23 protein-coding genes are annotated in these 24,623 nt (G+C 73.3%); 15 read left to right on the forward strand and 8 right to left on the reverse strand.

All coding sequences use genetic code 11. The annotated features are described in order from the left end of the window. The first annotated feature begins 9 nt into the window (after window positions 1–9). The 4 genes from Sco07f_RS03770 to Sco07f_RS03785 all read left to right on the forward strand — a co-directional run bounded on the left by Sco07f_RS03770 (window position 10) and on the right by Sco07f_RS03785 (window position 3,726). Window positions 10–768, forward strand: coding sequence for an ABC transporter ATP-binding protein (locus Sco07f_RS03770; RefSeq protein ID WP_244941986.1), 759 nt, complete (start codon window positions 10–12; stop codon window positions 766–768). Next, window positions 768–1,655, forward strand: a complete 888-nt coding sequence (locus tag Sco07f_RS03775) for a branched-chain amino acid ABC transporter permease (protein ID WP_054102673.1) — start codon at window positions 768–770, stop codon at window positions 1,653–1,655. Before Sco07f_RS03770 ends, Sco07f_RS03775 begins: the two co-directional genes overlap by 1 nt. After that, window positions 1,652–2,785 carry a branched-chain amino acid ABC transporter permease gene (locus Sco07f_RS03780; protein WP_087791178.1) on the forward strand — a complete coding sequence of 378 codons (1,134 nt, stop codon included), beginning with the start codon at window positions 1,652–1,654 and terminating at the stop codon, window positions 2,783–2,785. The genes Sco07f_RS03775 and Sco07f_RS03780 overlap by 4 nt, the downstream gene beginning before the upstream one ends. A 77-nt stretch (window positions 2,786–2,862) precedes the next feature. Then, window positions 2,863–3,726 (forward strand): alpha/beta hydrolase, encoded by an 864-nt coding sequence (locus Sco07f_RS03785; RefSeq protein WP_174855305.1) that lies wholly within the window; start codon window positions 2,863–2,865, stop codon window positions 3,724–3,726. Here Sco07f_RS03785 and Sco07f_RS03790 read toward each other — a convergent pair. From Sco07f_RS03790 to Sco07f_RS03800, 3 genes are all read right to left on the reverse strand, one after another. After that, complete coding sequence (locus Sco07f_RS03790; protein ID WP_108986928.1) at window positions 3,719–5,695, reverse strand: helix-turn-helix domain-containing protein; 1,977 nt, start codon at window positions 5,693–5,695, stop codon at window positions 3,719–3,721. The genes Sco07f_RS03785 and Sco07f_RS03790 overlap by 8 nt on opposite strands. A 115-nt stretch (window positions 5,696–5,810) precedes the next feature. Further along, window positions 5,811–7,214, reverse strand: a complete 1,404-nt coding sequence (locus Sco07f_RS03795) for an MFS transporter (protein WP_167468003.1) — start codon at window positions 7,212–7,214, stop codon at window positions 5,811–5,813. 221 nt (window positions 7,215–7,435) lie between these two features. After that, window positions 7,436–8,209, reverse strand: a complete 774-nt coding sequence (locus Sco07f_RS03800; protein ID WP_054102062.1) for a 3-hydroxybutyrate dehydrogenase — start codon at window positions 8,207–8,209, stop codon at window positions 7,436–7,438. Between the two features lie 392 nt (window positions 8,210–8,601). Here Sco07f_RS03800 and Sco07f_RS03805 point away from each other — a divergent pair, with 392 nt between their 5' ends. Both Sco07f_RS03805 and Sco07f_RS41065 read left to right on the forward strand, forming a co-directional pair. After that, the gene (locus tag Sco07f_RS03805) at window positions 8,602–10,065 is read left to right on the forward strand and encodes an extracellular catalytic domain type 1 short-chain-length polyhydroxyalkanoate depolymerase (RefSeq protein WP_108986929.1); all 1,464 of its coding nucleotides are present in this window, start codon (window positions 8,602–8,604) and stop codon (window positions 10,063–10,065) included. A gap of 38 nt (window positions 10,066–10,103) precedes the next feature. Then, complete coding sequence (locus tag Sco07f_RS41065) at window positions 10,104–10,232, forward strand: hypothetical protein (RefSeq protein ID WP_256975172.1); 129 nt, start codon at window positions 10,104–10,106, stop codon at window positions 10,230–10,232. Between the two features lie 259 nt (window positions 10,233–10,491). Here the strand turns inward: Sco07f_RS41065 and Sco07f_RS03810 are convergent, their stop codons facing one another. Continuing rightward, complete coding sequence (locus Sco07f_RS03810) at window positions 10,492–11,541, reverse strand: LLM class flavin-dependent oxidoreductase (protein WP_108986930.1); 1,050 nt, start codon at window positions 11,539–11,541, stop codon at window positions 10,492–10,494. A gap of 314 nt (window positions 11,542–11,855) precedes the next feature. On the opposite strand from Sco07f_RS03810, the gene xynA reads away from it, so the two are divergent. Continuing rightward, window positions 11,856–12,869: an endo-1,4-beta-xylanase XynA gene (xynA, locus tag Sco07f_RS03815; RefSeq protein ID WP_087791184.1), complete on the forward strand. Its 1,014-nt coding sequence runs from the start codon at window positions 11,856–11,858 to the stop codon at window positions 12,867–12,869. A 38-nt stretch (window positions 12,870–12,907) separates the two neighbouring features. Next, the gene (locus tag Sco07f_RS03820) at window positions 12,908–13,921 is read left to right on the forward strand and encodes a polysaccharide deacetylase family protein (protein ID WP_108986931.1); all 1,014 of its coding nucleotides are present in this window, start codon (window positions 12,908–12,910) and stop codon (window positions 13,919–13,921) included. 61 nt (window positions 13,922–13,982) lie between these two features. Here the strand turns inward: Sco07f_RS03820 and Sco07f_RS03825 are convergent, their stop codons facing one another. Together Sco07f_RS03825 and Sco07f_RS03830 are read right to left on the reverse strand one after the other, a co-directional pair. Beyond that, window positions 13,983–14,333, reverse strand: coding sequence for a MazG-like family protein (locus tag Sco07f_RS03825; protein ID WP_108986932.1), 351 nt, complete (start codon window positions 14,331–14,333; stop codon window positions 13,983–13,985). 72 nt (window positions 14,334–14,405) lie between these two features. Continuing rightward, window positions 14,406–14,948, reverse strand: a complete 543-nt coding sequence (locus Sco07f_RS03830; RefSeq protein WP_054102067.1) for a DoxX family protein — start codon at window positions 14,946–14,948, stop codon at window positions 14,406–14,408. 131 nt (window positions 14,949–15,079) lie between these two features. On the opposite strand from Sco07f_RS03830, the gene Sco07f_RS03835 reads away from it, so the two are divergent. Next, window positions 15,080–15,406, forward strand: coding sequence for a nuclear transport factor 2-like protein (locus Sco07f_RS03835; RefSeq protein WP_007389745.1), 327 nt, complete (start codon window positions 15,080–15,082; stop codon window positions 15,404–15,406). A 216-nt stretch (window positions 15,407–15,622) separates the two neighbouring features. On the opposite strand, the gene Sco07f_RS03840 is transcribed toward Sco07f_RS03835, so the two are convergent. Beyond that, window positions 15,623–16,429, reverse strand: a complete 807-nt coding sequence (locus Sco07f_RS03840; protein WP_108986933.1) for an SDR family oxidoreductase — start codon at window positions 16,427–16,429, stop codon at window positions 15,623–15,625. A gap of 132 nt (window positions 16,430–16,561) precedes the next feature. Here Sco07f_RS03840 and Sco07f_RS03845 point away from each other — a divergent pair, with 132 nt between their 5' ends. Further along, entirely contained in the window at window positions 16,562–18,232 is a 1,671-nt protein-coding gene (locus Sco07f_RS03845; RefSeq protein ID WP_108986934.1) for an alkaline phosphatase D family protein, read from the forward strand. Here the strand turns inward: Sco07f_RS03845 and Sco07f_RS03850 are convergent. Further along, window positions 18,219–19,286 (reverse strand): Gfo/Idh/MocA family protein, encoded by a 1,068-nt coding sequence (locus tag Sco07f_RS03850; RefSeq protein WP_164141560.1) that lies wholly within the window; start codon window positions 19,284–19,286, stop codon window positions 18,219–18,221. The two genes, Sco07f_RS03845 and Sco07f_RS03850, sit on opposite strands and share 14 nt — an antisense overlap. 143 nt (window positions 19,287–19,429) lie before the next feature. On the opposite strand from Sco07f_RS03850, the gene Sco07f_RS03855 reads away from it, so the two are divergent. From Sco07f_RS03855 to Sco07f_RS03875, 5 genes are all read left to right on the forward strand, one after another. Further along, window positions 19,430–20,743: a multidrug effflux MFS transporter gene (locus Sco07f_RS03855; protein WP_239109635.1), complete on the forward strand. Its 1,314-nt coding sequence runs from the start codon at window positions 19,430–19,432 to the stop codon at window positions 20,741–20,743. Between the two features lie 77 nt (window positions 20,744–20,820). Then, a complete protein-coding gene (locus Sco07f_RS03860) occupies window positions 20,821–21,867 on the forward strand; it encodes a serine hydrolase domain-containing protein (protein ID WP_087791196.1) in 1,047 nt (348 codons plus the stop codon). A 200-nt stretch (window positions 21,868–22,067) separates the two neighbouring features. After that, a complete protein-coding gene (locus Sco07f_RS03865) occupies window positions 22,068–23,057 on the forward strand; it encodes a small ribosomal subunit Rsm22 family protein (protein WP_108986937.1) in 990 nt (329 codons plus the stop codon). 94 nt (window positions 23,058–23,151) lie between these two features. Beyond that, window positions 23,152–23,814: a response regulator transcription factor gene (locus tag Sco07f_RS03870; RefSeq protein ID WP_167468023.1), complete on the forward strand. Its 663-nt coding sequence runs from the start codon at window positions 23,152–23,154 to the stop codon at window positions 23,812–23,814. 75 nt (window positions 23,815–23,889) lie between these two features. Continuing rightward, a complete protein-coding gene (locus tag Sco07f_RS03875) occupies window positions 23,890–24,543 on the forward strand; it encodes a TetR/AcrR family transcriptional regulator (protein WP_054102075.1) in 654 nt (217 codons plus the stop codon). Window positions 24,544–24,623: the final 80 nt, after the last annotated feature.

Below are 24,623 nucleotides of genomic sequence, written 5' to 3' on the forward strand. Positions count from 1 at the left end.
CTGCTGACCGTGCGCGGCCTCAAGGTCGTCGTCGGCGGCCGGCACATCCTGCACGGCGTCGACCTCGACGTCGCGGCCCTCGGCACCACCGCCCTGCTGGGCCGCAACGGCGCCGGGAAGACCACCACCGTGCGCGGCATCCTCGGCCTCGTCCCGCGCACCGGCAGCGTGCGTCTGGACGGCGAGGAGACCGTGCACCTGGCCACCCACGCCCTGGTCCGCCGCGGCGTCGGCTACGCCCCCGAGGACCGCGGCGTCTTCGCGGCCCTGTCCGTCGCGGAGAACCTGCGCCTGGCCGAGCGGCCCGGGGCCGGCGAGCCCGCGTACGGCCTGGTGTACGAACTCTTCCCGGAACTGCGCACCCGCGCCCGCCAGGCGGCCGGCACCCTGTCCGGCGGCCAGCAGCAGATGGTCGCCATCGCCCGCACCCTCCTCAACGGCAACCGCCTGATCATCGCCGACGAACCCACCAAGGGGCTGGCGCCCAAGGTCGTCGCCGAGGTCGCCCGGGTGCTGGAGCGGGCCGCCGAGACGGTGCCGGTGCTGCTGGTGGAGCAGAACCTCGCCGTGGTGCGGCGCCTCGCCCGGTACTGCGCCGTGATCGCGGACGGCCGCACCGCCCACCGCGGCCCCGCCGCCGGCCTGCTCGACGACCCGGACGCGGCCCGCCGGCTGCTCGGCGTCGGACACGCGCACCCACACACGCAGCCACACGCGCGCCCACCCGCGCACCCCGGAACCGTCCAGGACCAGGAGGCGGAAGCCTGATGTCCACCGTCGTTCTGCTCGTCCTCACCGGACTCGGCCTGGGCGCGCTGTACTTCCTGGTCGCCTCCGGCCTGTCGCTGATCTTCGGGCTGATGGACGTGCTCAACTTCGCGCACGGCGCCCTGATGTCCATCGGCGCCTACGGCACCTGGTGGGCCGCCTCCGGTCGTCTCCCCGGCGCCGGCCCCGGCGGCCTCGGCTTCGTCCTCGCGGTCGCCTTCGGCACGGCCGTGGGCACGGCCGCCGCCGTCGTCCTCGAACTCGCCGTCATCCGCCCGCTCTACACCCGTCCCCGCGAACAGATCCTCGCCACCGTCGGCGTGGGCCTGGCCGTACCCGCGCTGCTCTCCGCGATCTGGGGCGCCGACGCCCGGCCCTTCCCGGCCCCCGACGCGCTGTCCGGCACCTTCGGGCTGCTCGGCGCCCAGGTGCCGCTCAACCGCCTGGTGCTGATCGCCGCCGCCGTGATCGTGCTCATCGCGCTCAAGGTGTTCCTCGGCCGCACCCGGCACGGCCTCGTCGTCCGCGCGGGCGTCGAGGACCGCGCCATGGTCACCGCGCTCGGCACCGACGTACGCAAGGCGTTCACCCTGGTCTTCGCCATCGGTGGGGCGGCGGCCGCGCTCGGCGGCGCCATCGGCGGCCTCTACTTCGGCTCCGTCGACCCCGAACAGGGCACCTCGCTGCTGATCTTCGCGTTCGTGGTCGTCGTCATGGGAGGCATGGGCTCGCTCACCGGCGCCGCGCTGGCCTCCGTCGGGGTCGGGCTCGTCCAGCAGTTCGCCAACTACTACACCACCGACGGACTCGGCGACCTCGCCGTCGTCGTCCTGCTCGCCGCCCTGCTGCTCGTCCGGCCGCGTGGGCTGACCGGGAGGCTCGCATGACCACCGCCACCGAGCCGCGCGGCAACGCCCGCACGGCGGACCCCCACCTCGCCGGCCGCGCCGGGCCGCTGCGCCGCGCCACCCGCTGGTGGCCGGCCGCGCTGCTGGCGGTGCTGCTCGTCGCCCCCTACAGCGCACTGCCGCTGCCCGGGCTCCTCGACGGGCCGATCGGCAGCCCCGGCAACCTCCAACTCCTCGCCCTCTGCCTGGTCTTCGGTGCCCTGGCCACCGGCTACGACCTGCTCCTGGGCCGCACCGGGCTGCTCTCCTTCGGCCACGCGCTCTACTTCGCCGCGGGCACCTACGTCACCAACACCGTGATGCTCGAGGCGGGCCTTCCGTTCGCCGCCTCCGCCGTGCTCGGCCTCCTCGCGGGCGTGGCGCTGGCCGCCCTCCTCGGCGCGGTCAGCCTGCGGGTGAGCGGCATCGGGTTCTCCATGGTGACCCTCGCCTTCGCCCAGGCGGGCTCCATCCTCGTCCAGCGCGACCCCGGCGGCGTCACCGGCGGCGAGGAGGGCAGGGCGGCCCCGGCGGACCGGCTGCCGGCCTCCCTCGTCGGCATCGACCACACCGCCAACCTCTACTGGATCGCCCTCGCCTACCTGGTCCTCGTGCTCGCCGTCGTCCACTGGGCGGTCCGTTCACCCACCGGCCGGGTCTGGGAGGGGATCAAGGAGAACGAGCGCCGGGTGGAGATGCTGGGGCTGCGCCCGTACGGCTTCAAGCTGATCGCCTTCGTCCTCGCCGGGACCCTCGCCGCGCTCGGCGGCATCGTCTACCTGCTGCTCACCGGCGGCGCCACCCCGCAGACCACCACCTCCGACTTCACCCTCTCCCTGCTGGTCATGGTGGTGCTGGGCGGATCCGGCACCCGCTGGGGCCCGATGCTCGGCGGCGTCCTCTACACCTGGGCCGACCACCGGCTCGGCGACCTCGCGGGCTCCGGCGCCGTCGCCGGCCTGCCGGCCGTGCTGCGGGTGCCGCTGTCCCAGCCGCTGTTCCTGCTCGGGGCGCTGTTCGTCGCGGTGATATACCTGCTGCCCGGCGGCGTGGTCCGGCTGCCCCGGCGACTGCGCGCCGCCCGCACCCCGCGCGCCACGCCCGACCGCGAGGAGGCTCCCGCACCGTGAGTGACACCCCGACGCACGATCCGACCGCCGGCCTCACCCCCGACGATCCCGGCTTTCCGCCGTACGAGGAGCTGCGGGTGCCCGTGGCCGGCGGTGAACTGGCCGTACTGCGCTGGCCGGCCGCCGGGCCGGGCGCGCCGGTGGTGCTCGCGCTGCACGGCATCACCGCCAACGGCCTCACCTGGGCCCGCGTCGCCCACCACCTCGCCGGCCGGGTCACCCTGCTCGCACCCGACCTGCGCGGCCGGGGCGGCAGCGGCCCGCTCCCCGGCCCGTACGGCATCGGGGCGCACGCCGACGACATGGCCGCCGTGGTGCGGGCACTGGACGCCGGACCCGTTGTCCTTACCGGTCACTCCATGGGCGCCTTCACCGCGGCCCTGACCGCCGTACGCCACCCGGATCTGCTCTCGGCGCTGCTGCTGGTGGACGGCGGAGTCGGCTTCCCCGTCCCCGCCGGGCTCAGCCCGGACGAGCTGATCACCGCCGTGATCGGGCCGGCCATGCGGCGCCTGTCGATGACGTTCCCCGACCGGGCGGCCTACCGGGAGTTCTGGCAGCGCCATCCCGCCTTCGCCGGTGCCTGGTCGCCCTGGGTGGACGCCTACATCCAGCGCGACCTGGTCGGCGAGGAACCGGCGCTGCGCTCCTCGTGCCGGCTCGACGCCGTCCGCGTCGACGGCACCGACCAGCTCGGCGGCGCGGTCGCGGACGCCGTCCACCAGCTGCCCCGGCCGGCCGGACTGCTGTGGGCGGAACGCGGGCTGATGGACGAGGCGCAGGGCCTGTACGACGAGCGGCGGCTCACCGCGGCCGGAGTCGACCGCGCGCTGCTCAGGACCACGCGCGTCCTCGGCACCAACCACTACACGATCGTCGTCGGCGACGGGGGCGCGCGCCTGGTGGCGGAGCGCCTGCTGACGGCGGCGGGCGTCAGCTGAGGGACAGCAGCCGCAGACGCAGGGCGAGTTGCAGCTCCAGCGCGTGCTCCGGGCTGTTCCAGCCGGGGCCGAGGATCGCCTGGATGCGGTCCAGGCGCTGCACCACCGTGTTGATGTGCACGTGCAGCTCCTCCTTGGCCCGGGTCAGGCTCCCGCCGCAGCCGAAGTAGGCGGCCAGGGTCCGCACCAACTGGGTGCCGCGCCGCTCGTCGTACTCAAGGAGCGGTCCGAGGGTGGCGGTGACGAAGCCGTCCACGTCGTGGTCCTTGCCCAGCAGCACCCCGAGGAAGCCGAGTTCGCCCGCACTGCCCCCGGCTCCCCGGCGGCCGAGCACGTGCAGCGCCTGCACACAGCGCGCGGCCTCGGCGTGGGCGTCGGCCAGGGCGCGCGGACCGGCGGCGGGCCCGGCTCCGGCCACCGTGACCGGGGCGCCGACCAGGTGGGTCAGCTGCTCGGCCGCGGCACGCGCCGCCCCGCCCGGCGTGGCGCCGCCGGCCGGGACCAGCATGACCGTACCGGCGTGTTCCGCGCTGACGCTGCCGGTGCCGAAGAGGTACTGCACGGCCGCCCCGGCCAGCCGTTCGCGGACGTCCGCCTCCGTCGAGGCGACCAGCACCAGGTGCGGGCGGTTCAGGTCGACGCCGAGGTTCCGGCCGCGGGCCACCAGGCCGGCCGGGTCGCGGTCGGGCGCGGTGAGCAGGTCGGTGACCAGGTCGCCGCGCACCCGGTTCTCGGTCTCGGCGACCGAGCGCCGCAGCAGGAGGAGCAGCGAGGTGACGACGCTGCTGCGCTCGAACAGCCGCCGGTCGGGGCCGTCCAGGTCCGGCCGTCCCGACAGCACCAGGCTGCCCAGCATCTCCTGCCCGGCCAGCGCCGCGCACACCCAGCGCCCGTCGTGGAGCACCGCGTGGGCGGTGGCACGCGAGTCCTCCGCGGCACGCACCACGGCGGCCGCCGCGCCGGCCTGGGCCGGGCCGCCGCCCCCGTCGTCGCCGGTCGCGTCGTGCGCCGCGCTCCCGCCGGCCGGGTCCGCCCCGCGCGCGGTCTCCGTGAGCGGCCACCCACCCGCGTCGAACACCGTGACGTCGCCCCGGAGCAGGTCGGCGACGGCGGCGGCCACGTCGGCCACGTCGCCGCCGCGCAGCACCAGGTCGCTGAGCCGGTCGTGGGACTCCTCGGCCCGCTGCATGGCGGCCGAGCGCTCCCGGATCACGGCGTTGGCCTCCGCCAGCTCGGCCAGCGCGACCCGCGCGTCGGTCATGGCCTTCGCGGTGTCGATGGCGATCGCGGCGTGGTTGGCCAGCGAGCACAGCAGCGCCACCTCGTCCGGCGAGAAGGTCCGCGGGGTGCGGTCGGCGGCGAACAGGGCGCCGATCACCTTGCCGCCGCTGCCGGAGCCGAGGAGCAGGGGGACGCCGAGGATCGCGACCAGGCCCTCGTCCAGGACACCCGCGTCGATGCTGTGCGTGTGGTGGAAGCGCTCGTCCGTACGGTAGTCCGGGGTGGCGTAGGGCCGGGCGGTCTGCGCGACCAGGCCGCCGAGCCCCTCGCCGAGTTGCAGCCGCAGGTTCTGGAACAGCACCGACACGGAGCCGTCGGTGACCCGCATGAAGGTGTCGCCCGCCTCCTCGTCGGGGAGCGTCAGGTACGCCGTGTCGGTGCCGAGCAGCATCCTGGCGCGGCGCACGATGGACCGCAGGACCGCGTCCAGGTCGCGCAGCGCCGCGAGGTCGCCCGCGGTGTCGAAGAGGGCGGTGAGCTCCGCCTCCCGGCGCTGGTGCTGACGCAGGGCGCTGTGCACGCGCAGCGCCGCCTGGGTGGCCTGCTCGATCTCCGCCAGGTCGTCGGCGCCGGCGCCGGAGCGTCGCGCCTCGGTGGCGACGGCGCCGAAGTCCTCGGCGGGCGCTCCGGCGGCGAGGAGTTCGAGCAGACGGCGCAGGTGGGCGGCGGCGGACGTGTTCTTGGGCATGGGCGGACCATTGTGTGGAAGACGGGACACCGCCGCAAGGGCGACGGTGCGGGGAGGCACGACAGGAGGGGGACGGTAGGCCGCCCCCCTCCTGCCCGCCGCGCTCGGCGCCGGGTCACCTGGAGGCGGTTTCCTTCGGGCCGGCGGCCGGACGTGCCGCCGCCGCGGGTCCGGCCGGTCCGACCTCGGCCAGGTCCGTGCCGCGGGTCTCCCGGGCGGCGACCACCGCGATCACGGTGACCACGGCGGACAGCCCGACGTACACCGAGATCGGCGTGGAGGAGCCGTAGGAGCCCAGCAGCGCCGTGGCGATCAGCGGGGCCGGGGCGCCGGCCGCGACCGAGGAGAGCTGGGCGCCGATGGAGGCGCCGGTGTACCGCATCCGGGTGGCGAACAGCTCGGAGAAGAACGCGGCCTGCGGGGCGTACATCGCGCTGTGGAAGACCAGTCCGACGGTGACCGCCAGCACCAGCGCCGGGAAGGACCTGGTGTCCAGCAGGCCGAAGAACGCCCAGGACCAGGCGCCCACACCGAGCGCGCCCACCAGGTAGACCGGCTTGCGGCCGACCCGGTCGGAGAGGGCGCCGAACAGCGGGATCAGGCAGAACTGCACGGCCGAGCCGATCAGCACCGCGTTCAGCGCCGGCTGCTTCTCGATGTCCAGGTGTTCCACGCAGTACGTCAGGACGAACGCGGTGATCACGTAGTACGAGATGTTCTCCGCCATGCGGGCGCCCATCGCTACCAGGATGTCCCGCCAGTGGTCGCGGACGACGGCGACGAACGGCAACTGCTCGGCCTTCTGCTCCGCCTCGCGCTCCTTCGACTTCGCCAGCGCCTCCTTGAACAGCGGCGACTCGTCGACGGACAGCCGGATCCACATGCCGACCATGACCAGTACGCCGGAGAGCAGGAACGGCACCCGCCAGCCCCAGGAGTTGAACGCGTCGTCACTGAGCACCGTGGTCATCAGGGACAGGACACCGACGGCCAGCAGGTTGCCCGCCGGTGCGCCGCCCTGCGGCCAGGACGCCCAGAAGCCGCGGCGCCGGGCGTCGCCGTGCTCGGACACGAGCAGCACCGCGCCGCCCCATTCGCCGCCCAGCGCGAAGCCCTGGACCAGGCGGAGCGTGGTCAGCAGCAGCGGGGCGGCGACGCCCAGTGTGGCGTAGCCGGGGACGCAGCCGATCAGGGTGGTGGAACCGCCCATCATCAGCAGGCTGATCACCAGCAGCTTCTTGCGGCCGAGCCGGTCGCCGAAGTGGCCGAAGACGACGGCGCCGACCGGCCGGGCGGCGAAGCCGATGGCGTAGGTGAGGAAGGAGAGCAGGGTGCCGGTCAGCGGGTCGGACTCGGGGAAGAAGACCCGGCCGAAGACCAGGGCGGCGGCGGAGCCGTAGAGGAAGTAGTCGTACCACTCGATGGTGGTGCCGACGAGGCTGGCCGCGACGACCTTGCGGAGGTCGGCCGGCTTCTTCGGGCTGCCTGGATCGTTCACGGCGGTGTGAGCGCTGGCCATGTGTGTCACCGTCTCGGGGCGAGGAGGGTCGGATCCGCCGGGCTCGGGGGACGTCGGGGACGGTCGAGCGGGTCCGGGGGAGTGGGTGGTGGGGGGTGGGGGAGCAGCGGGGGACGGAGGTGAGTGCGGCGGGAGCGGGCGGCGGCGGAGCGGGCGTGGCGGTGGGGCGGGGTGGCGGGAGTGGGCGGTGGGGCGGAGTGGCGGCGTGGCGGGGGTGGGCGTCAGTGGGCCGTCCAGCCGCCGTCCAGCGGGAGGGAGGACCCCGTGATGTAGCCGGTGTTCTCGGCGCACAGCCACAGGGCGGCCTCGGCGACCTCGGCCGGCTCGATCAGCCGCTTGATCGCGGTGCGGTCGAGGAAGACCCGCTCGACCACCTCACCCGCCGGGATGCCGTGGGCGAGCGCCTGGTCCGCGATCTGGTCCTCGACGAGCGGGGTGCGGACGTAGCCGGGGTTGAGGCAGTTGCTGGTGACACCGTGCGCGGCGCCCTCCAGCGCGACCACCTTGCTGAGCCCTTCGAGGGCGTGCTTGGCCATCACGTACGCCGACTTGTAGGCGCTGGCGCGCAGGCCGTGCACGGAGGAGATGTTGACGACCCGGCCCCACTCCCGCGCGTACATGTGCGGCAGGGTGCGGCGCAGGATCCGGAACGGCGCCTCCACCATCACCCGCTGGATCAGGGCGAAGCGGTCCATCGGGAACTCGTGGACGGGGGCGACGTGCTGGAGACCGGCGTTGTTGACCACGATGTCGGCGTCGTCCGGCAGCGTGTCCACGGCGTCCGGGTCGGAGAGGTCGGCCACGATCGCCGTACCGCCGGTCGCCGCGGCGACGTCCTTGGCGGGCCCGGCGGCCATGTCCACGACGTAGACCTGGGCGCCCGCGGCGGCGAAGGCCAGGGCACAGGCCCGGCCGATCCCGCCGGCCGCCCCGGTGACCAGGGCCTTGCGTCCGGCCAGGAACCGGGGGGTGAGGGGATTCTCGGTGCTCTCCATGGCGGAACACCGTAGGAAGGACGGGAGGCCTCAGACACGTGGGCCCGCCCCACAATTCGGGCCGGGCACATGGTGCTTCCCACCATGGCGGAGGCCGAACGGGTCTCGTGCGCGGGCTGGAGCAGGGCCGTACGGAGCCGTCCCGGGGTCCGCGGCGCGTACCTGCGGGGCTCTGCCACACCGTCCCCGCCGACGCCATGGTCGCGACCACCACCGCGCCATCGCCCTGCTGGCAGCCCTTGACATGTCGCGGTCAGCAGCCCGGTCCTACGTTCCGCTACCAGCAAGCCCGTACACCGGCGGGCCGGCGTGCCGGTCCTGTCCGCGTCCGCGTCCGCACCCGCACTCGCTCCCCTCCCACCCCGCCCCACCCCACTCACGGGAGTCACTCGATGCGTTCCCTCACCCCGCGCGGCGCCCTCGGACGCTGCGTCCTGGCCGCGGCGTTCGCCCTCGCCGCGGGTCTGACCACCCTCTCCCCGCTCGCCCCGCCCGCCGCCGCGGCCGACGGCCTCCAGCAGGTCACGGACTTCGGCCCCAACCCCGGCAACCTCGCCATGTACGAGTACGCGCCCGCCGACCTCCCCGCCGACGCGCCGCTGGTCGTGGCGATGCACGGCTGCACCCAGTCGGCGAGCGACTACCACTCCCACTCCGGCTGGCGGAAGTTCGCCGACGCTTGGGGCTTCGCGGTCGTCTACCCGCAGACGAGCGCGGCCAACAACAGCCTGTCCTGCTTCAACTGGTTCGACCCCGCCGAGGACACCCGCGGCAGGGGCGAGGCCGCCTCGGTCGTGCAGATGGTCGAGCACGCTGCGGCGCGGTACGGCACCGACCGCGACCGTGTCTTCGTCACCGGCCTGTCCGCGGGCGGCGGCATGACGTCCAACCTGCTCGCGGCCTACCCGGACGTGTTCGCGGGCGGCGCGGTGAACTCCGGCCTGCCCGCGCAGTGCGCGACCAGCGTGAGCGCCGCCTCGGGCTGCCAGTACAGCGACCAGCGCCTCACCCCGGAGCAGTGGGGCGACAAGGTCCGCGGCTCCTACCCCGGGTACACCGGCCCGTGGCCCCGGGTCGCGATCTGGCAGGGCACCGCCGACCGGACCGTCGCCCCGGTCAACGGCACCGAGCTGCGCGACCAGTGGACCGACGTCTGGGGCATCGGCCAGACCGCCTCCGGCACGCGGACCCTGCCCGGCGGCACCACGGAGACGACCTACGACGACTCCACCGGCCGGCCCGCCGTCGCCCTGTTCTCGGTCGCCGGCATGGCCCACGGGCTCGCGGTGAGCCCCGGCTCGGGCGCCGACCAGTGCGGGAGCACCGGGACGTACTACCTGAACCACATCTGCTCCAGCTACTACACCGGCAAGTTCTGGGGCCTGGACGACGCCCCCGACGACGGCGAAGGCGGCACGCTGCCCGCCCCGGCCGGACTCACGGTCACCGGCACGACCGACACGGGCGCGTCACTGTCCTGGAGCGCGGTGAACGGCGCCGCCTCGTACGCCGTCTACCGCGACGGCACCAAGGCCGGCTCCCCGACGGGCCCGGCGTTCACCGACACCGGCCTGAGCGCGGGCACCGCCTACCGCTACACGGTCGCCGCGATCGACTCCTCCGGCGCCGAGGGGGCGCGCTCGGGGGCGGTCACGGCGACGACCGCGGGCGCCGCGGCCAAGTGCTACACGGCGACCAACTACCACCACGTCACCGCGGGCCGCGCCCACCACAGCGGCGGCTACACCTACGCGAACGGCTCCAACCAGAACATGGGCCTGTACAACGTCTTCGTCACGCACACCCTGAAGGAGACGTCACCCGGGTACTTCGTGCTCGCGGACGGGGGCTGCTGAACCACCGGGCGCCGAGACGCTCCTCACCCCCGAGGAGCGTGCGGAGCAGGCCGGAACGGACCCGCGTCGCCCTGCGCGAGGGGGACGGCTACGACCCGAGCGCAAGCGAACGGGCGGCTCTCGACGCCGAACTCGACCGGCGGCTGAGGGAAGCGGGCGCCAGGTGACGACAGCACCTCCGCACATCGTCCTCGACGACACGGCGACGGTCGCGGCGGACCGCATCCGGGCCGGCACCGCGGAGCATCTCGCCGCGCTGCCCGGAATCAATCACCGTCCTGGTACTGGATCCGTTCGCCGTGCTCGCCGTGGCTCGCGAGACCTCCTGTGGCCCCGGCCCACACCCAGTACGCGGCCGAGTCGCTCAGTGTTGGAGTTGTTGCTCCGAGCCATGGGGCGCAAGCATGCTGGGACGAGGGTGAGGACTCAGGCGAACCCCGGCATCACCCGCTCCGCGATCAGCCGCAGCTGCGTGTCCACGTCCGCCGCCTCCGGCAGGTCCCGGCCCGTGAACGCCCGGACCAGGGCGCGGTCGGTGATCGCGCAGATCATGTGGTTGACGCCGCTGGGCGCGATGTCCCGTGCGATCTTCTCCCGGCACTCCTCGGGCGTGCCGGCGACGGAGAGGCGGTCGGCGATCTCCGGGGTGGTCAGCTCGATGCCGCGGGCCAGGTCGCCGGCGCCGATCGCGTCGACGACCGGTTTCAGCTCCGCCGGGTCGACGCCGTTGCGGCGCAGTTGCTCCTCGGGCATCGAGGAGGCGTAGATGCCGACCATGCTGCGCGCCGCCTCTTTGGCGGTCGCCGAGTCGGGGCCGGTGGCGAAGACCACCCAGGCCCCGATGTCCAGCGAGCGCCAGTCCTTCCCGGCCCGCTCCGCACCCGCCCTGATGTGCCGTACCGCGTAGTCGTAGGCCTCGCGGGTGTAACTCAGGGCGTGGTGGCAGCCGTCCGACAACTCTCCGGCCGCTTCGAAGGACTTGGGGCCCCGCATCGCGCCGAGCTTCAGCGGCAGGCGGTCCTGGACCGGGCGGGCGAAGGTGAACAGGCCGTCGTAGGAGAAGAATTCGCCCTCGTGCGTGATCGCGCCCTCGTCGAGGAACGTGCGCATCACGTGCAGGGCTTCCTTCACGCGGGACAGCGGCCTGGTGCGGGCCCAGTCGATGCGGTACTGGGCCAGCAGGCCGAAGTTGCCGCTGGACAGGACGCCCTCGGCGCGGCCGCCCGAGAGTTCGTCGAGCGTGGCCAGGGCCTGGGCGATCAGGGTCGGCTCGCGCAGCGTCACCGGGGAGACGCTGGGGCCCAGGCGGATGCGATCGGTGCGGCCTGCCGCCGCCGCGAAGAGGAGCCACAGGTCCTTGTGCCAGGTCTCGTCGGCGGCGTAACAGGCGTGGAAGCCGAGTTCGTCGGCGAGCCGGATCGACTCCAGGGACTCGGCCAGCGGGTAGTCGGGGAGCATCGCATAGCTGAACTTCACGAGCGACCAACTTCCGTTGTGGAGAACGGTGCGCTGCCTCTACCGAGGATGTGAGGTCGCGCCGCGGCTGTCCAGAGAGCCTGAGTCTCGAAATTTTCGGAAGCTTGCTTCGTTCTTTCCGGCACCTCCTGTCGGATGCCTCTGTCATCGGTGTGGTGGTGTGGATTGTGGGTGGGGTGAGCTGCAACTTCCCTTCTTGAGGGGCTTCTTGCGGCATGGCGAAGGTTTCGAAACTTCTACCGAAACTGTTGACGCTTGACGAGTGCAGGCCAACACTGGCGCCGTTGTCCGCACCTCCGCAGAGAGGACCCCCCATGAACCTGCTCGTCCAACCGAGACGCCGCAGACGAGGCCCCGTCACGCTTCTGACCAGGAGTGCGTGGGCCTTCGCGCTGGCCGCGCTCGTGGCGTTGATGCTGCCGGGCACCGCCCGGGCCGACACGGTCGTCACGACCAACCAGGAGGGCACCAACAACGGCTACTACTACTCGTTCTGGACCGACAGCCAGGGCACCGTCTCCATGAACATGGGGTCCGGCGGTCAGTACAGCACCTCGTGGCGCAACACCGGCAACTTCGTCGCCGGCAAGGGATGGGCCAACGGCGGACGCCGGACCGTGCAGTACTCGGGCACCTTCAACCCGTCGGGCAACGCGTACCTGACGCTCTACGGGTGGACGGCCAACCCGCTCGTCGAGTACTACATCGTCGACAACTGGGGCACCTACCGGCCCACGGGCGAGTACAAGGGCACCGTCACCAGTGACGGCGGCACCTACGACATCTACAAGACGACCCGCGTCAACAAGCCCTCCGTCGAGGGCACCCGCACCTTCGACCAGTACTGGAGCGTGCGGCAGTCGAAGCGGACCGGCGGCACCATCACCACCGGCAACCACTTCGACGCGTGGGCGCGGGCGGGGATGCCGCTGGGCAGCTTCAACTACTACATGATCATGGCCACCGAGGGCTACCAGAGCAGCGGCAGCTCCAACATCAACGTCGGCGGCACCGGCGGCGGTGGCGACGACGGCGGTGGCGACAACGGGGGCGGTGGCGGCGGCGGCTGCACCGCGACGCTGTCCGCCGGGCAAAAGTGGGGCGACCGGTACAACCTCAACGTCTCCGTCAGCGGTGCCAGTGACTGGACGGTGACCATGAACGTGCCGTCCCCGGCGAAGGTCATGTCGACCTGGAACATCAACGCGAGCTATCCCAGCGCCCAGACCCTGACCGCCAGGTCGAACGGCAGCGGCAACAACTGGGGCGCCACCATCCAGGCCAACGGCAACTGGACCTGGCCCTCGGTCTCCTGCACCGCGGGCTGACCGCACCACCGCACGCTCAGAGAGGAGGAATCACTCGTATGCGTACCAGACCACGTGCGTCGTCGCGCCCCCTGCGTTCCCTGCGCACCCTGGCCACCGGCGTCGCCGTCACCGCGCTCGCCGCCGCGGGCACCGTCGTGGCCGGTGCCGCGCCCGCCCAGGCCGCGGCCTGCAACGGCTACGTCGGGCTCACCTTCGACGACGGCCCCTCCGGAAACACCCAGTCCCTGCTCAACGCGCTCCGGCAGAACGGGCTGCGGGCCACCATGTTCAACCAGGGCCAGTACGCGGCCCAGAATCCCTCACTGGTCCGGGCCCAGGTCGACGCCGGAATGTGGGTCGGCAACCACAGCTACACCCACCCGCACATGACACAGCTCGGCCAGGCCCAGATGGACTCGGAGATCTCCCGGACCCAGCAGGCCATCGCGGGCGCCGGCGGCGGGACGCCCAAGCTGTTCCGGCCCCCGTACGGCGAGACCAACGCGACGCTCCGGTCGGTCGAGGCCAAGTACGGGCTGACGGAGGTGATTTGGGACGTCGACTCGCAGGACTGGAACAACGCCAGTACCGACGCGATCGTGCAGGCCGTCTCGCGCCTCGGCAACGGCCAGGTCATCCTCATGCACGACTGGCCCGCCAACACCCTCGCCGCCATCCCGCGCATCGCGCAGACCCTGGCGGGCAAGGGGCTGTGCTCCGGCATGATCTCGCCGCAGACCGGCCGCGCGGTCGCCCCCGACGGCGGCAGCGGCGGCGGGGGAGGAGGGGGCGACGGTGGTGGCGGCAGCTGCACCGCGACGCTGTCCGCCGGGCAGCGGTGGGGGGACCGGTACAACCTCAACGTCTCCGTCAGCGGTGCCAGTGACTGGACGGTGACCATGAACGTGCCGTCCCCGGCGAAGGTCATGACCACCTGGAACGTCAACGCGAGTTACCCCAGCGCCCAGACCCTGACCGCCAGGTCGAACGGCAGCGGCGACAACTGGGGCGCCACCATCCAGGCCAACGGCAACTGGACCTGGCCGACCGTGTCGTGCAGCGCGGGCTGACCGGGCCGTGACCGGTCCGCACCCGTGACCGACTCCCACGGGTGCGGACCTCCGCGCGTGCTCACGTGTCCGGCGACGTGTCCAGCGAGCGCGCCGCGACCCGTGCCAGGCGCCGGCCGAATACCTCGCGGGCCTCGGGCGTCAGGGTCCGTAGGGCCACCAGCGCCGTGATCACGACGTCGCACAGCTCGGCCTCCACGTCGTCCCAGGTGTGCGTGACACCTTTGCGCGGGTTCTGGCCGGTCGCGCCGATCACCGCCTCGGCGACCTCGCCGACCTCCTCCGACAGCTTCAGCATGCGCAGCAGCAGGCCCTCCCTGCCGCCGATGGGCTGGTCCGCCTCCAGCCACTTCCACAGGTCGTCGACGGTGTTCCAGAGGTCGGCTCGCGCGCCGTCCGGGTGGTCGCTCATACGGAGCAGCGTGCCATGTGCCGCCCTGTCCCGGCGCGGTACGCCCGCCGCCGTCGGCCGTCGCCGCGGCCGTCAGTCGAACAGCGGCTCCTGCCGTCCCTCCGCCGCCCTGCGCAACCGCCTGTTCCGCGCTCCCACGACCACCGTCGTGGCGGCCGCCGTCGCCGCGAGGGCGGCGGGGACCATCCAGCTCCGGTTGACCGCGTGACCGAGGGCGTGGTCGAGGGAGAGGCGGCCGGGGCCCGAGACCGCGAGGCCCGCGGCCGTCAGACCGAGGGACGCCGCGTACTCGTAGCCGCCGGCCTGCGCGAAGAAGCCGTTCGGGGCGTGCACCGCCGCCGCGCCCGCCATCGCGCCGACCGCCGCCGCACCCGCCGCCGGGGTCGCCAGGCCCAGGGCGAGCAGCATGCCGCCGCCCGCCTCCGCCAGGCCCGCCGCGGTGGCGCTGGCCCGGCCGGGTGCGTAACCCATGGCTTCCATGGCCCGGCCGGTGCCCTCGATCCCGCCGCCGCCGAACCAGCCGAGCAGCTTCTGCGACCCGTGCGCGGCCAGGACGCCGCCGGTGCCCAGCCGGAGCAGCAGCAGGCCCAGATCACGCCGGTCGAAACACTTCACGTCGGCTCCCTCGTACGCTGCGGGCGGCTCACCGGTCCACCGTCACCCGTCGGCGGCGCGGGGGCCCGTCACGGGCGCCGTTCGGGTGGTGGCGGGTGGCGGGGGTACGGAGGCGGTGTGACGCTGCCGCCATGACCATTCAGACCACGCGACTCAGCGACCCGGCCGTCCGCGCCTTCGTCGCCGCCGTCAACGCCCACGACCGCGAGGCCTTCCTCGCGCTGCTCGCGCCGGACGCCACCATGGCCGACGACGGAGACGACCGGAACCTCGACCAGTGGATCGACCAGGAGATCTTCTCCTCCAACGGCCACATGGAGGTCGACAACGAGTCGAACGGCGGTCGCGCCCTCATCGCCCGCTACCGCAACGACACCTGGGGCGAGATGCGCACCCGCTGGGACTTCACCGTGGACGAGGACGGCCGGATCGCCCGCTTCGAGACCGGGCAGGCGTAGCCGGGAAACGAAAACGGTGCGGCAGCCGTTCCCGCCACCGGTGCGACCGGTGTGCCGGAACGGCTGCCGCCTCCCCCCTCGGTATGGCCCATGGAGCGTGGTGGAAGTGTGGACCCCAACGCTTCAAGTGTGAAGTTCTGGTGAAGGAGATTTGAGCATACGTCCGTCACCGGCCGCAATACCGCGGACTCCGAAATTCCGATCGTGTGAAGAGTTTCAGCCGCGCCCCACGTACGGCATCGCCGTCGCCATGACCGTCGCGAACTGCACGTTGGCCTCCAGCGGCAGGTCGGCCATGTGCCGGACCGTGCGCGCCACGTCGGCGACGTCCATCACGGGCTCGGGTGCCGTCTCCCCGTTGGCCTGGAGCGCGCCGGTCTGCATCCCGGCCGTCATGTCGGTCGCCGCGTTGCCGATGTCGATCTGGCCGACCGCGATGCCGTAGGGACGGCCGTCCAGCGACAGCGACTTGGTCAGACCCGTCAGCGCGTGCTTCGTCGCCGTGTACGCCACCGAGTGCGGCCGCGGCGTGTGCGCCGAGATCGAACCGTTGTTGATGATCCGGCCGCCCCGCGGGTCCTGCTCCTTCATCTGCCGGTACGCCGCCTGCGCGCACAGGAACGCCCCGTTGAGGTTGGTGTCCACCACGTGCCGCCAGGCCTCGTAGGGCAGCTCCTCGACCGGCACGCCACCGGGGCCGAACGTCCCCGCGTTGTTGAACAGCAGGTCCAGGCGCCCGAACCGGTCGCGCACGGCGCCGAACAGGGCCGCCACGTCCTCGGGGCGTGACACGTCGGCCCGGACGGTGAGCGCCGTGCCGGCGCCCGCGGGTGCCGCCGCGGCCGTCTCGGCCAAGGGCTCGGGACGGCGGCCGGCCAGGGCCACCGACCAGCCGGCGGTGAGCAGTTCGACGGCGACCGCCCGGCCGATGCCGGACCCGGCGCCCGTGACGACGGCGACCTTCCGCGCGCCGTTGCTTTCCTCGTCGGTGCTTTCCCCGACGGTGGTTCTCACGGTGTTCATGACTCGGCAGCGTACGGGCCGCCGAACATGCGGAACTCATCCGTCCGACATGCGACCGCCATGTCCGCGCCAAGCCCGGGTCGTTCCCGGACCGTCGAATGCCCCTTGCAACCACCGTAAGGGGAGGAACGGATGACACCCGCGAACCACCAGGCCCCGACCTCGGCTCCGGCCCGGTCGCAGTCCTCGCACGCGCCCGAACTCCGCGCCGCCGCCCGCAGCCTGGGCCGCCGCCGCTTCCTGACCGTCACCGGCGCCGCCGCCGCGCTCGCCTTCTCCGTCAACCTGCCGGCCGCCGGCACCGCGAGCGCCGCCGAGCTGGACGCCGCGCGGCTGACCGCCGACCCCTTCACGCTCGGCGTCGCCTCGGGCGACCCGCAGCCCGACTCCGTACTGCTGTGGACGCGCCTGGCCCCGGTCCCGTACCAGGCCGACAGCGGACTGCCCGCCAAACGCGTCGAGGTGAGCTGGGAGCTGGCCCTGGACGAACGGTTCCGCCGCGTCGTCAGAAGGGGCCGGACCACCGCCCACCCCGAGTTCCACCACACCGTGCACGTCGAGGTCGGCCACCTCGCGCCGGGCCACGTCTACCACTACCGCTTCCGCGCCGGCCGCTACGTCAGTCCGGCAGGGCGGACCCGCACCGCGCCCGCGCAGCACAGCAGGGTCTCCGGCCTCACCTTCGGCGTCGTCTCCTGCCAGAAGTACGACCAGGGCTACTACACCGCGTACCGGCACCTGGCCCAGGAGGACGTGGACGTCGTCTTCCACCTCGGCGACTACCTCTACGAGTACGCCGTGAACGCCACCGGCGGCTCCCGCGCCTACCCCGCGGGCACCCTGCCCGCCCACTTCAACCACGAGACGGTGACCCTGGAGGACTACCGACTGCGGTACGCCCTCTACAAGTCCGACCCCGACCTGCGGGCCGCGCACGCCGCGCACCCCTTCGTCGTCACCTGGGACGACCACGAGACCGAGAACAACTACGCCGACGAGACGCCGGAGAACAGCGTCCCGCCGGAGGAGTTCCTCATCCGCAGGGCCGCCGCCTACCGCGCCTACTGGGAGAACATGCCGCTGCGCCGGCCCCAGCTGCCCGACGGCCCCGACCTGAAGCTCTACCGCCGCCTGCACTGGGGACGCCTCGCCCAGTTCGACGTGCTCGACACCCGGCAGTACCGCTCCAACCAGGCGTACGGCGACGGCTGGCAGTTCCCCGGGCCCGAGTCCGAGGACCCGGGGCGCACGCTCACCGGCGACGCCCAGGAGCGCTGGCTGATCAACGGCTGGCACCGGTCCGACGCCCTGTGGAACGTGGTGCCCCAGCAGGTCACCTTCTCCCAGCGGTACAACATGACCACCACGCCGTCCAAGGTCTCCATGGACTCCTGGGACGGCTACCCGGCCTCCCGCGAGCGGGTCCTGGCCGGCGCGCAGGCCGCCGGGATCGAGAACCTCATGGTCCTCACCGGCGACGTGCACGTCTCCTACGGCTTCGACATCAAGCGCGACTTCGACGACCCGGACTCCCGGACCCTGGGCACGGAGATCGTCACCACGTCCGTCACCAGCGGCGGCAACGGCTCGGAGAAGCCGTCGAACTGGGACACCCTGATGGCCGCCAACCCGCACCTGAAGTTCTTCAACGGGCGGCGCGGCTACGCCACGGTGTCCCTGGGCCGCGAGTCGGCGCGCGCCGACTTCAAGACGGTGTCCCACGTCAGCACCGAGGGCGCGCCGCTCACGACCGCCGGGTCCTTCGTGACCGAGGCGGGGGAGCCGGGGCTCAAGCCGGCGTGACGACCGGCTCCGCCGCCCCTCCCCGGTCTCCCGGTTCTCCCTGCTCGCCCCGGTCTCCCGTTTCTCCCGGGTAGCGGACGCCGACGCGGTCCCGGATCGCGTCGAGCGTCCGCATCACGGCGAGCGTGCCGTCGAGGGGGACCAGCGGCGACTCGGTCTCCCCGGCGCGCAGGGCCCGCATCACCTCCTCGGCCTCGTGCCGCAGGCTCTCGCGGGGCCCGTCCGCCGGGTCGGCCCGGAACTCCCGCGGTTCCCGGCCGTCCCGGTGCAGGACGAAGTGGTCCGGGAAGAAGAAGCCGTTCGGGACGTCGATACGGCCCTCGGAACCCGTGATCGACGCGGAGTTGGGGGTGCCGCCGGTGATGGAGCAGTGGACCGTCGCCAGAGCGCCGCCGTCGTAGGAGAGCAGTGCGCCCGTCTGGAGGTCGACGCCCTCCTCCGAGAGCACCGCGCGCGCCGCGATGTCCGACGGCTCACCGAGCAGCAACTGCGCGAACGACACCGGGTACACGCCCAGGTCGAGGAGCGCGCCGCCGCCCTGCGCGGGGTCGCGCAGCCGGTGCGCGGGCGGGAACGGGCCCGCGAGGCCGAAGTCCGCCTGGAGGCTGCGGACCTCGCCGATCGCGCCGTCCTCGACCAGCGCCTTCAGGCGCCGCACCAGCGGGTTGCAGTACATCCACATGGCTTCCATGAGGAAGACGCCGTTCTCGCGGGCGAGCGCGACCAGTTCCGCCGCCTCGCGCGCGTTCAGTGTGAACGGCTTCTCGCACAGCACGTTCCGGCCCGCCTCCAGACACAGGCCGGCCGCGGTCCGGTGCGCCGAGTGCGGCGTCGCGACGTACACCACGTCGACGTCCTCGTCCCGCGCCAGCGTCTCCCAGCCACCGTAGGCCCGCGGTATCCCGAACCGCTCCGCGAACGTCTTCGCCGACGCCTCGGTCCGCGACGCGACCGCCACGACCTCCGCGTCCGGCAGATCGACCAGATCCGCCGTGAATCGCGCCGCCATCCCGCCGGTCGCGAGAATCCCCCAGCGCACCTTCTGCCCGGTCACCGCTGACACCCTGCCCCACCCTCGCTCAGGTTCGTTCAACTGCGTACGACCTGAGAGCATAGGCGGCGGATCTGTAGAAGAGGGAGGGGCACATGCCCGAGCGCGGGCCGTCCATACCGTCCGTACCGTCGTCCACACCACCCATGCCGCACCCGTCGCCGGGGGCCGGGGAGACAGTCCGTGCGCTGCCCGCCGCCCGGCGTATCAGCCTGCTCGTCACCCTGATCCTCGGCAGCCTCACCGCCACGCCACCGCTGGCGATGGACATGTACCTCCCCGCGCTCCCGGAGGTCACCCGCTCCCTGAGCGCGCCCGCCGCCACCGTCCAGCTCACGCTCACCGCCTGCCTGGCCGGCATGGCCCTCGGGCAGATCGTGGTCGGCCCGATGAGCGACAAGTGGGGGCGCCGGCGCCCGCTGCTGGCCGGGCTCGCCGTCTACGTCGTCGCCACCGCCCTGTGCGCCGTCGCGCCGAACGTGGAACTCCTCGTCGCCTTCCGGCTGGTCCAGGGGCTCGCGGGCGCCGCCGGAATCGTCATCGCCCGCGCCGTGGTGCGCGACCTGTACGACGGCGTGGCCATGGCCCGCTTCTTCTCCACCCTCATGCTGATCTCCGGCGTCGCGCCGGTCGTGGCACCGCTCATCGGCGGGCAGATCCTGCGCTTCACCGACTGGCGGGGCGTGTTCGTCGTCCTCGTCATGGTGGGCGTGGTGCTCGGCGTCGTCGTGTGGGCCAGGCTGCCGGAGACCCTGCCCGTCGAGGAGCGGCACGCGGGCGGTGCCGGCGACACCCTCCGCGCGATGCGCGGGCTGCTCGCCGACCGCGCCTTCACCGGGTACATGCTCGCGGGCGGTTTCGCCTTCGCCTCCCTGTTCGCCTACGTCGCGGCGTCGCCGTTCGTCGTCCAGGAGATCTACGGGGCCTCCGCGCAGACGTTCAGCCTGCTGTTCGGCCTCAATTCCGTCGGGCTCGTGGTGGTCGGGCAGATCAACGGCAAGATCCTGGTCGGGCGGGTCAGGCTGGACCGGGTGCTCGGCCTCGGCCTCGTCGTCGTGATCGCCGCCGCGACCGCGCTGCTGCTGATGTCCCTCGGGGTCTTCGGCGAGGTCGGGCTCGGGCCGGTCGCCGTCGCGCTGTTCGTGCTGATGTCCGCGATGGGCGTCAGCCTGCCCAACACCCAGGCACTCGCCCTGATGCGGGTCAGGAAGTCCGCCGGCTCCGCCTCCGCGCTGCTCGGCACCTCCTCCTTCCTCATCGGCGCCGTCGCCTCCCCGCTGGTCGGGATCGCCGGGGAGGACACCGCCGTTCCGATGGCCGTGGTCCAGCTGGTGGCGGCGGTCGTGGCGCTCGGTTTCCTCGTGACCATGTGCCGCGGGCAGGGAGCGGACAAGGCCATGGGCACGGGCACGGTCAACAAGGCCAAGGCCAAGGGCACAGGCAAGGGAGCGGACAACTGAGCGCTCCGAGACTGCGTGGCGACACCCCGGAGCGGGCCGGGCTCGATCGCGAGGGGCTCCGCCGTGCCGTCGCCCAGGTGCACGACCTCACGGCCGGCGAACGCCCCTGGGCGGCGGGCGCCGTCGTGGCCGTCGGACGCGGACCCGTGCTCGCCGTCGAGGAGGCGGCGGGCTGGGCCGTGCGCTACGCCTTCTACGACCCGCACAGCGACACGGGCGTGGAGCTGCCGGAGCGCGCCCGGGTGCCGATGACCGTCGACACGCCCTTCGACCTCGCCTCGCTGACGAAGCTGTTCACCGCGGTCGCCGCCGTGCAGCAGATCGAGCGGGGCACGCTCGGCATCGACGCGGAGGTGGGCGCCTACCTGCCGGACTTCCGCGCCGCGGCCGAGCACCGCGTCACCGTACGGCAGCTGCTCACCCACACCTCCGGGCTGCGGCCCGAACTCCCGCTGTACGACTGCGCCGACGACGAGGAACGGCTGCGTCGGCTGCGCGCCGAGCCGCCCGTGGGGGTGCCCGGCACGTACTGCTACTCCGACCTGAACATGCTGCTCCTCCAGCAGGTCCTGGAGCGCATCACCGGCCGTGGCCTCGACGTCCTGGTCCACGACGGGATCACCCGGCCGCTGGGCATGGCGGCCACGCGCTTCGGACCGTGTCCCGGCGCGGCGGCCACCGAGGACCAGCGGCGGCCGTGGGCCAAGGTGGACCGCGGGATGCTGCGCGGCGTCGTCCACGACGAGAACGCGTGGGCGCTGGGCGGGGTGGCCGGACACGCGGGGCTGTTCTCGACGGCGCGGGACCTCGCGGTCTTCAGCCGGACCCTGCTCGCGGGCGGCTCCCACGGGCCGGCCCGCATCCTGGGCCCCGACTTCGTGGAGCTGCTCTTCACCGAACCGGGGCTCGGCTTCGTCATCGACCAGCCGTGGTTCATGGGCGAGCTGGCGGGGCGCGGGACGGCGGGCCACACCGGCTTCACCGGCACGATGCTGGTCCTCGACCGCGCGACCGAAACCTTCGCGATCCTCCTCGCCAACACGGTCCACCCCCGCCGCCGCCCCGCGTCCAACGCCCCCCGAGCGGCCCTGTGCACCGGCGTGGCCAGATCGGTACGCGCCTGACGGAACTGCGGGCAGTCGTGCCGCTGGGGCGGCACGGGTGGGCGGTGGGGGTACCTCCCGGGCCGTTCGGGCACCGGGGGAGGCACCCGGGCAGCGCCGGGCCGGCGACCCACCCGGCGCCCGCCCTCACGCAGGGCCACCGGTCAACCAAGGCCCCCGCGACCCACCGCACCCCACGGAGTGCCTCGTACAATCGCCGCGTGAACCACCCCGCCACCCCCGCCGACACCCTGCGAGCCACCCTCGCCGACCTCGTCGACGGGCTCCCGCCCCGGCAGGCCGCGCAGGCCGTGGAGCGGCTGATCGCCAACTACCGCGGGGACACCCCCACCGACGCCCCCATCCTCCGCGACCGCGCCGACGTCGTCGCCTACGCCGCGTACCGCATGCCCGCCACCTTCGCCGCGGTGCGCTCCGCGCTGGCCGAGTTCGCCGCGGCCGTGCCGGGCTGGGTGCCCGGCAGCCACGTGGACGTGGGCGGCGGGACCGGCGCCGCGACCTGGGCCGTCAGCGACACCTGGGAGGGCACGCGTCCGGTCACCGTGCTCGACTGGGCCGAACCCGCCCTCGCCCTCGGCCGTGAGATCGCCGCGTCGCTCGACACCCTGCGCGACACCCGCTGGCAGCGCGCCCGGATCGGAGCGGCGCTCACCGTGGAGAGCGCCGACCTCGTCACGGTGTCCTACGTACTCAACGAACTGACCGACACCGACCGCGCCGCCCTCGTCGACGCCGCCGCCAGGGCCGCGCGGGCCGTCGTGATCGTCGAGGCCGGCACCCCCGCCGGGTACGCCCGCGTCATCCAGGCCCGCGACCGGCTGATCGCCGCCGGGTTCCGGGTCGCCGCGCCCTGCCCGCACAGCGCCGCCTGCCCCATCGTGCCGGGCACGGACTGGTGCCACTTCGCGGCCCGCGTCAGCCGCTCCAGCCTCCACCGGCAGGTCAAGAGCGGTTCCCTCGCCTACGAGGACGAGAAGTTCAGCTACGTCGCCGCCACCCGGCTCCCCGTCGAACCCGCCCCCTCCCGCGTGGTCCGGCGTCCGCAGATCCGCAAGGGCCAGGTCCTGCTGGACCTGTGCGAGCCCGACGAGAGGCTCGGCCGCCGGACGGTCACCAAGCGCCACGGCGACCTGTACAAGGCGGCCCGGGACGCGGCCTGGGGCGACCCCTGGCCCACCGGGGAAGCATGACGGTGTCCGTCGCCAACTCCGCCGCGGAGTAGGGTCGTCGAGCCCCGACGAGCTGGAAGTGGACCTCCCCGTGGAACGTGACGTGCACCCTGCCCTGCGGATCGTGATCGCCGAGGACGACCCGCTGCTGCGCGAAGGGCTCGCCCTGCTGCTGCGGGCCGAGGGGATGGACGTGGTGGCCACCGCGGACACCGCCGACTCGGTGCTCGACGCCATCGACGCGCACGAGCCCGACGTGGCCATCCTGGACGTCCGCATGCCGCCCACCCACACCGACGAGGGCGTCCGCGCCGCCGTGGAGGCCAGGCGGCGGCGCCCCGGACTCGCCGTGCTGGTGCTGTCCGCGTACGTGGAGCAGTCCTTCGCCACCGACCTGCTGACCGGCGGCGTCGGCGGCCTCGGGTACCTGCTCAAGGAGCGGGTCGGCCGGGTCGAGGAGTTCATGGACGAGCTCGGCCGGGTCGCGGGCGGCGGCACCGCCATCGACCCGGAGGTCGTCGCCCAGCTGTTCACCCGGACCCGTAAGGACACCCGGCTGGAGCGGCTCAGTCCGCGGGAGCGGGAGGTGCTGGCCCTGATGGCCGAGGGGCTGGGCAACAGCGCCATCGCCGGGCGGCTCGTGGTCACCGACGGCGCGGTCCACAAGCACATCCGCAGCATCTTCGCCAAGCTCGACCTGTCCCCGGCCGACCAGGTCGACCGGCGGGTGGCGGCCGTGCTGCACTACCTGGAGGACGCGCGGGCGACACGCCGCTGAGCGGCGGCGGCCCGCGCCGCGGTCCGCCCTCCGTCCGCGAGACGCAGCGTCTTGTCAACCTGGTAGCTTCGGAACATGGCCACACAGAAGTCCGTCCCCGTCCCCGACGCCCCCGCCGCCGAGCGGCCGCACCCCGACGCCACCCGGCGCAGCCAGCGGTCCCGCCAGGCCATCTACGACGCCGCCCTCGCCCTGGTCGGCGAGGTCGGCTACCCGAAGACCACCATCGAGGGCATCGCCGCCCGCGCCGGCGTCGGCAAGCAGACGATCTACCGCTGGTGGTCCTCGAAGGCCGACGTCCTGCTGGAGGCCTTCCTCGACCTCGGGGACCGGCTCGTGGAGGCCGCCGGCGAGGAGGCGTACACCATCCCGGACACCGGCGACGTGGCCGCCGACCTCAAGACCGTGCTGCGCGCCACGGTCGACGAGCTGCGCGACCCCCGGTTCGAGGCCCCCTATCGCGCCCTGGCCGCGGAGGGCGTCGTCAACGAGGAACTGGGCCGGACCTTCGTGAACCGGCTCCTGGAGCCGTCGCTCCAGCTCCACGCCGACCGGCTGCGCGCCGCCCAGCGGGCCGGCCAGGTGAGGCAGGACATCGACCCGCGGATCGCCCTGGAACTCTTCGTCTCCCCGCTCGCCCAGCGCTGGCTCCAGCACACGGGACCGTTCTCCCACGCCTACACCGACACCCTCGTCGACTACGCGCTGCACGGGCTCGCTCCCCGGTGACCGAAGAGGTCTGACCAGGGAAGTTTGTCCCTTCGCGACCCCGAAGCGCTGAATGGTGCGACGATAGGGCATGCTGGTGC

This window comes from Streptomyces coelicoflavus, assembly GCF_003112555.1.
Classification (GTDB): Bacteria; Actinomycetota; Actinomycetes; order Streptomycetales; family Streptomycetaceae; genus Streptomyces; species Streptomyces coelicoflavus.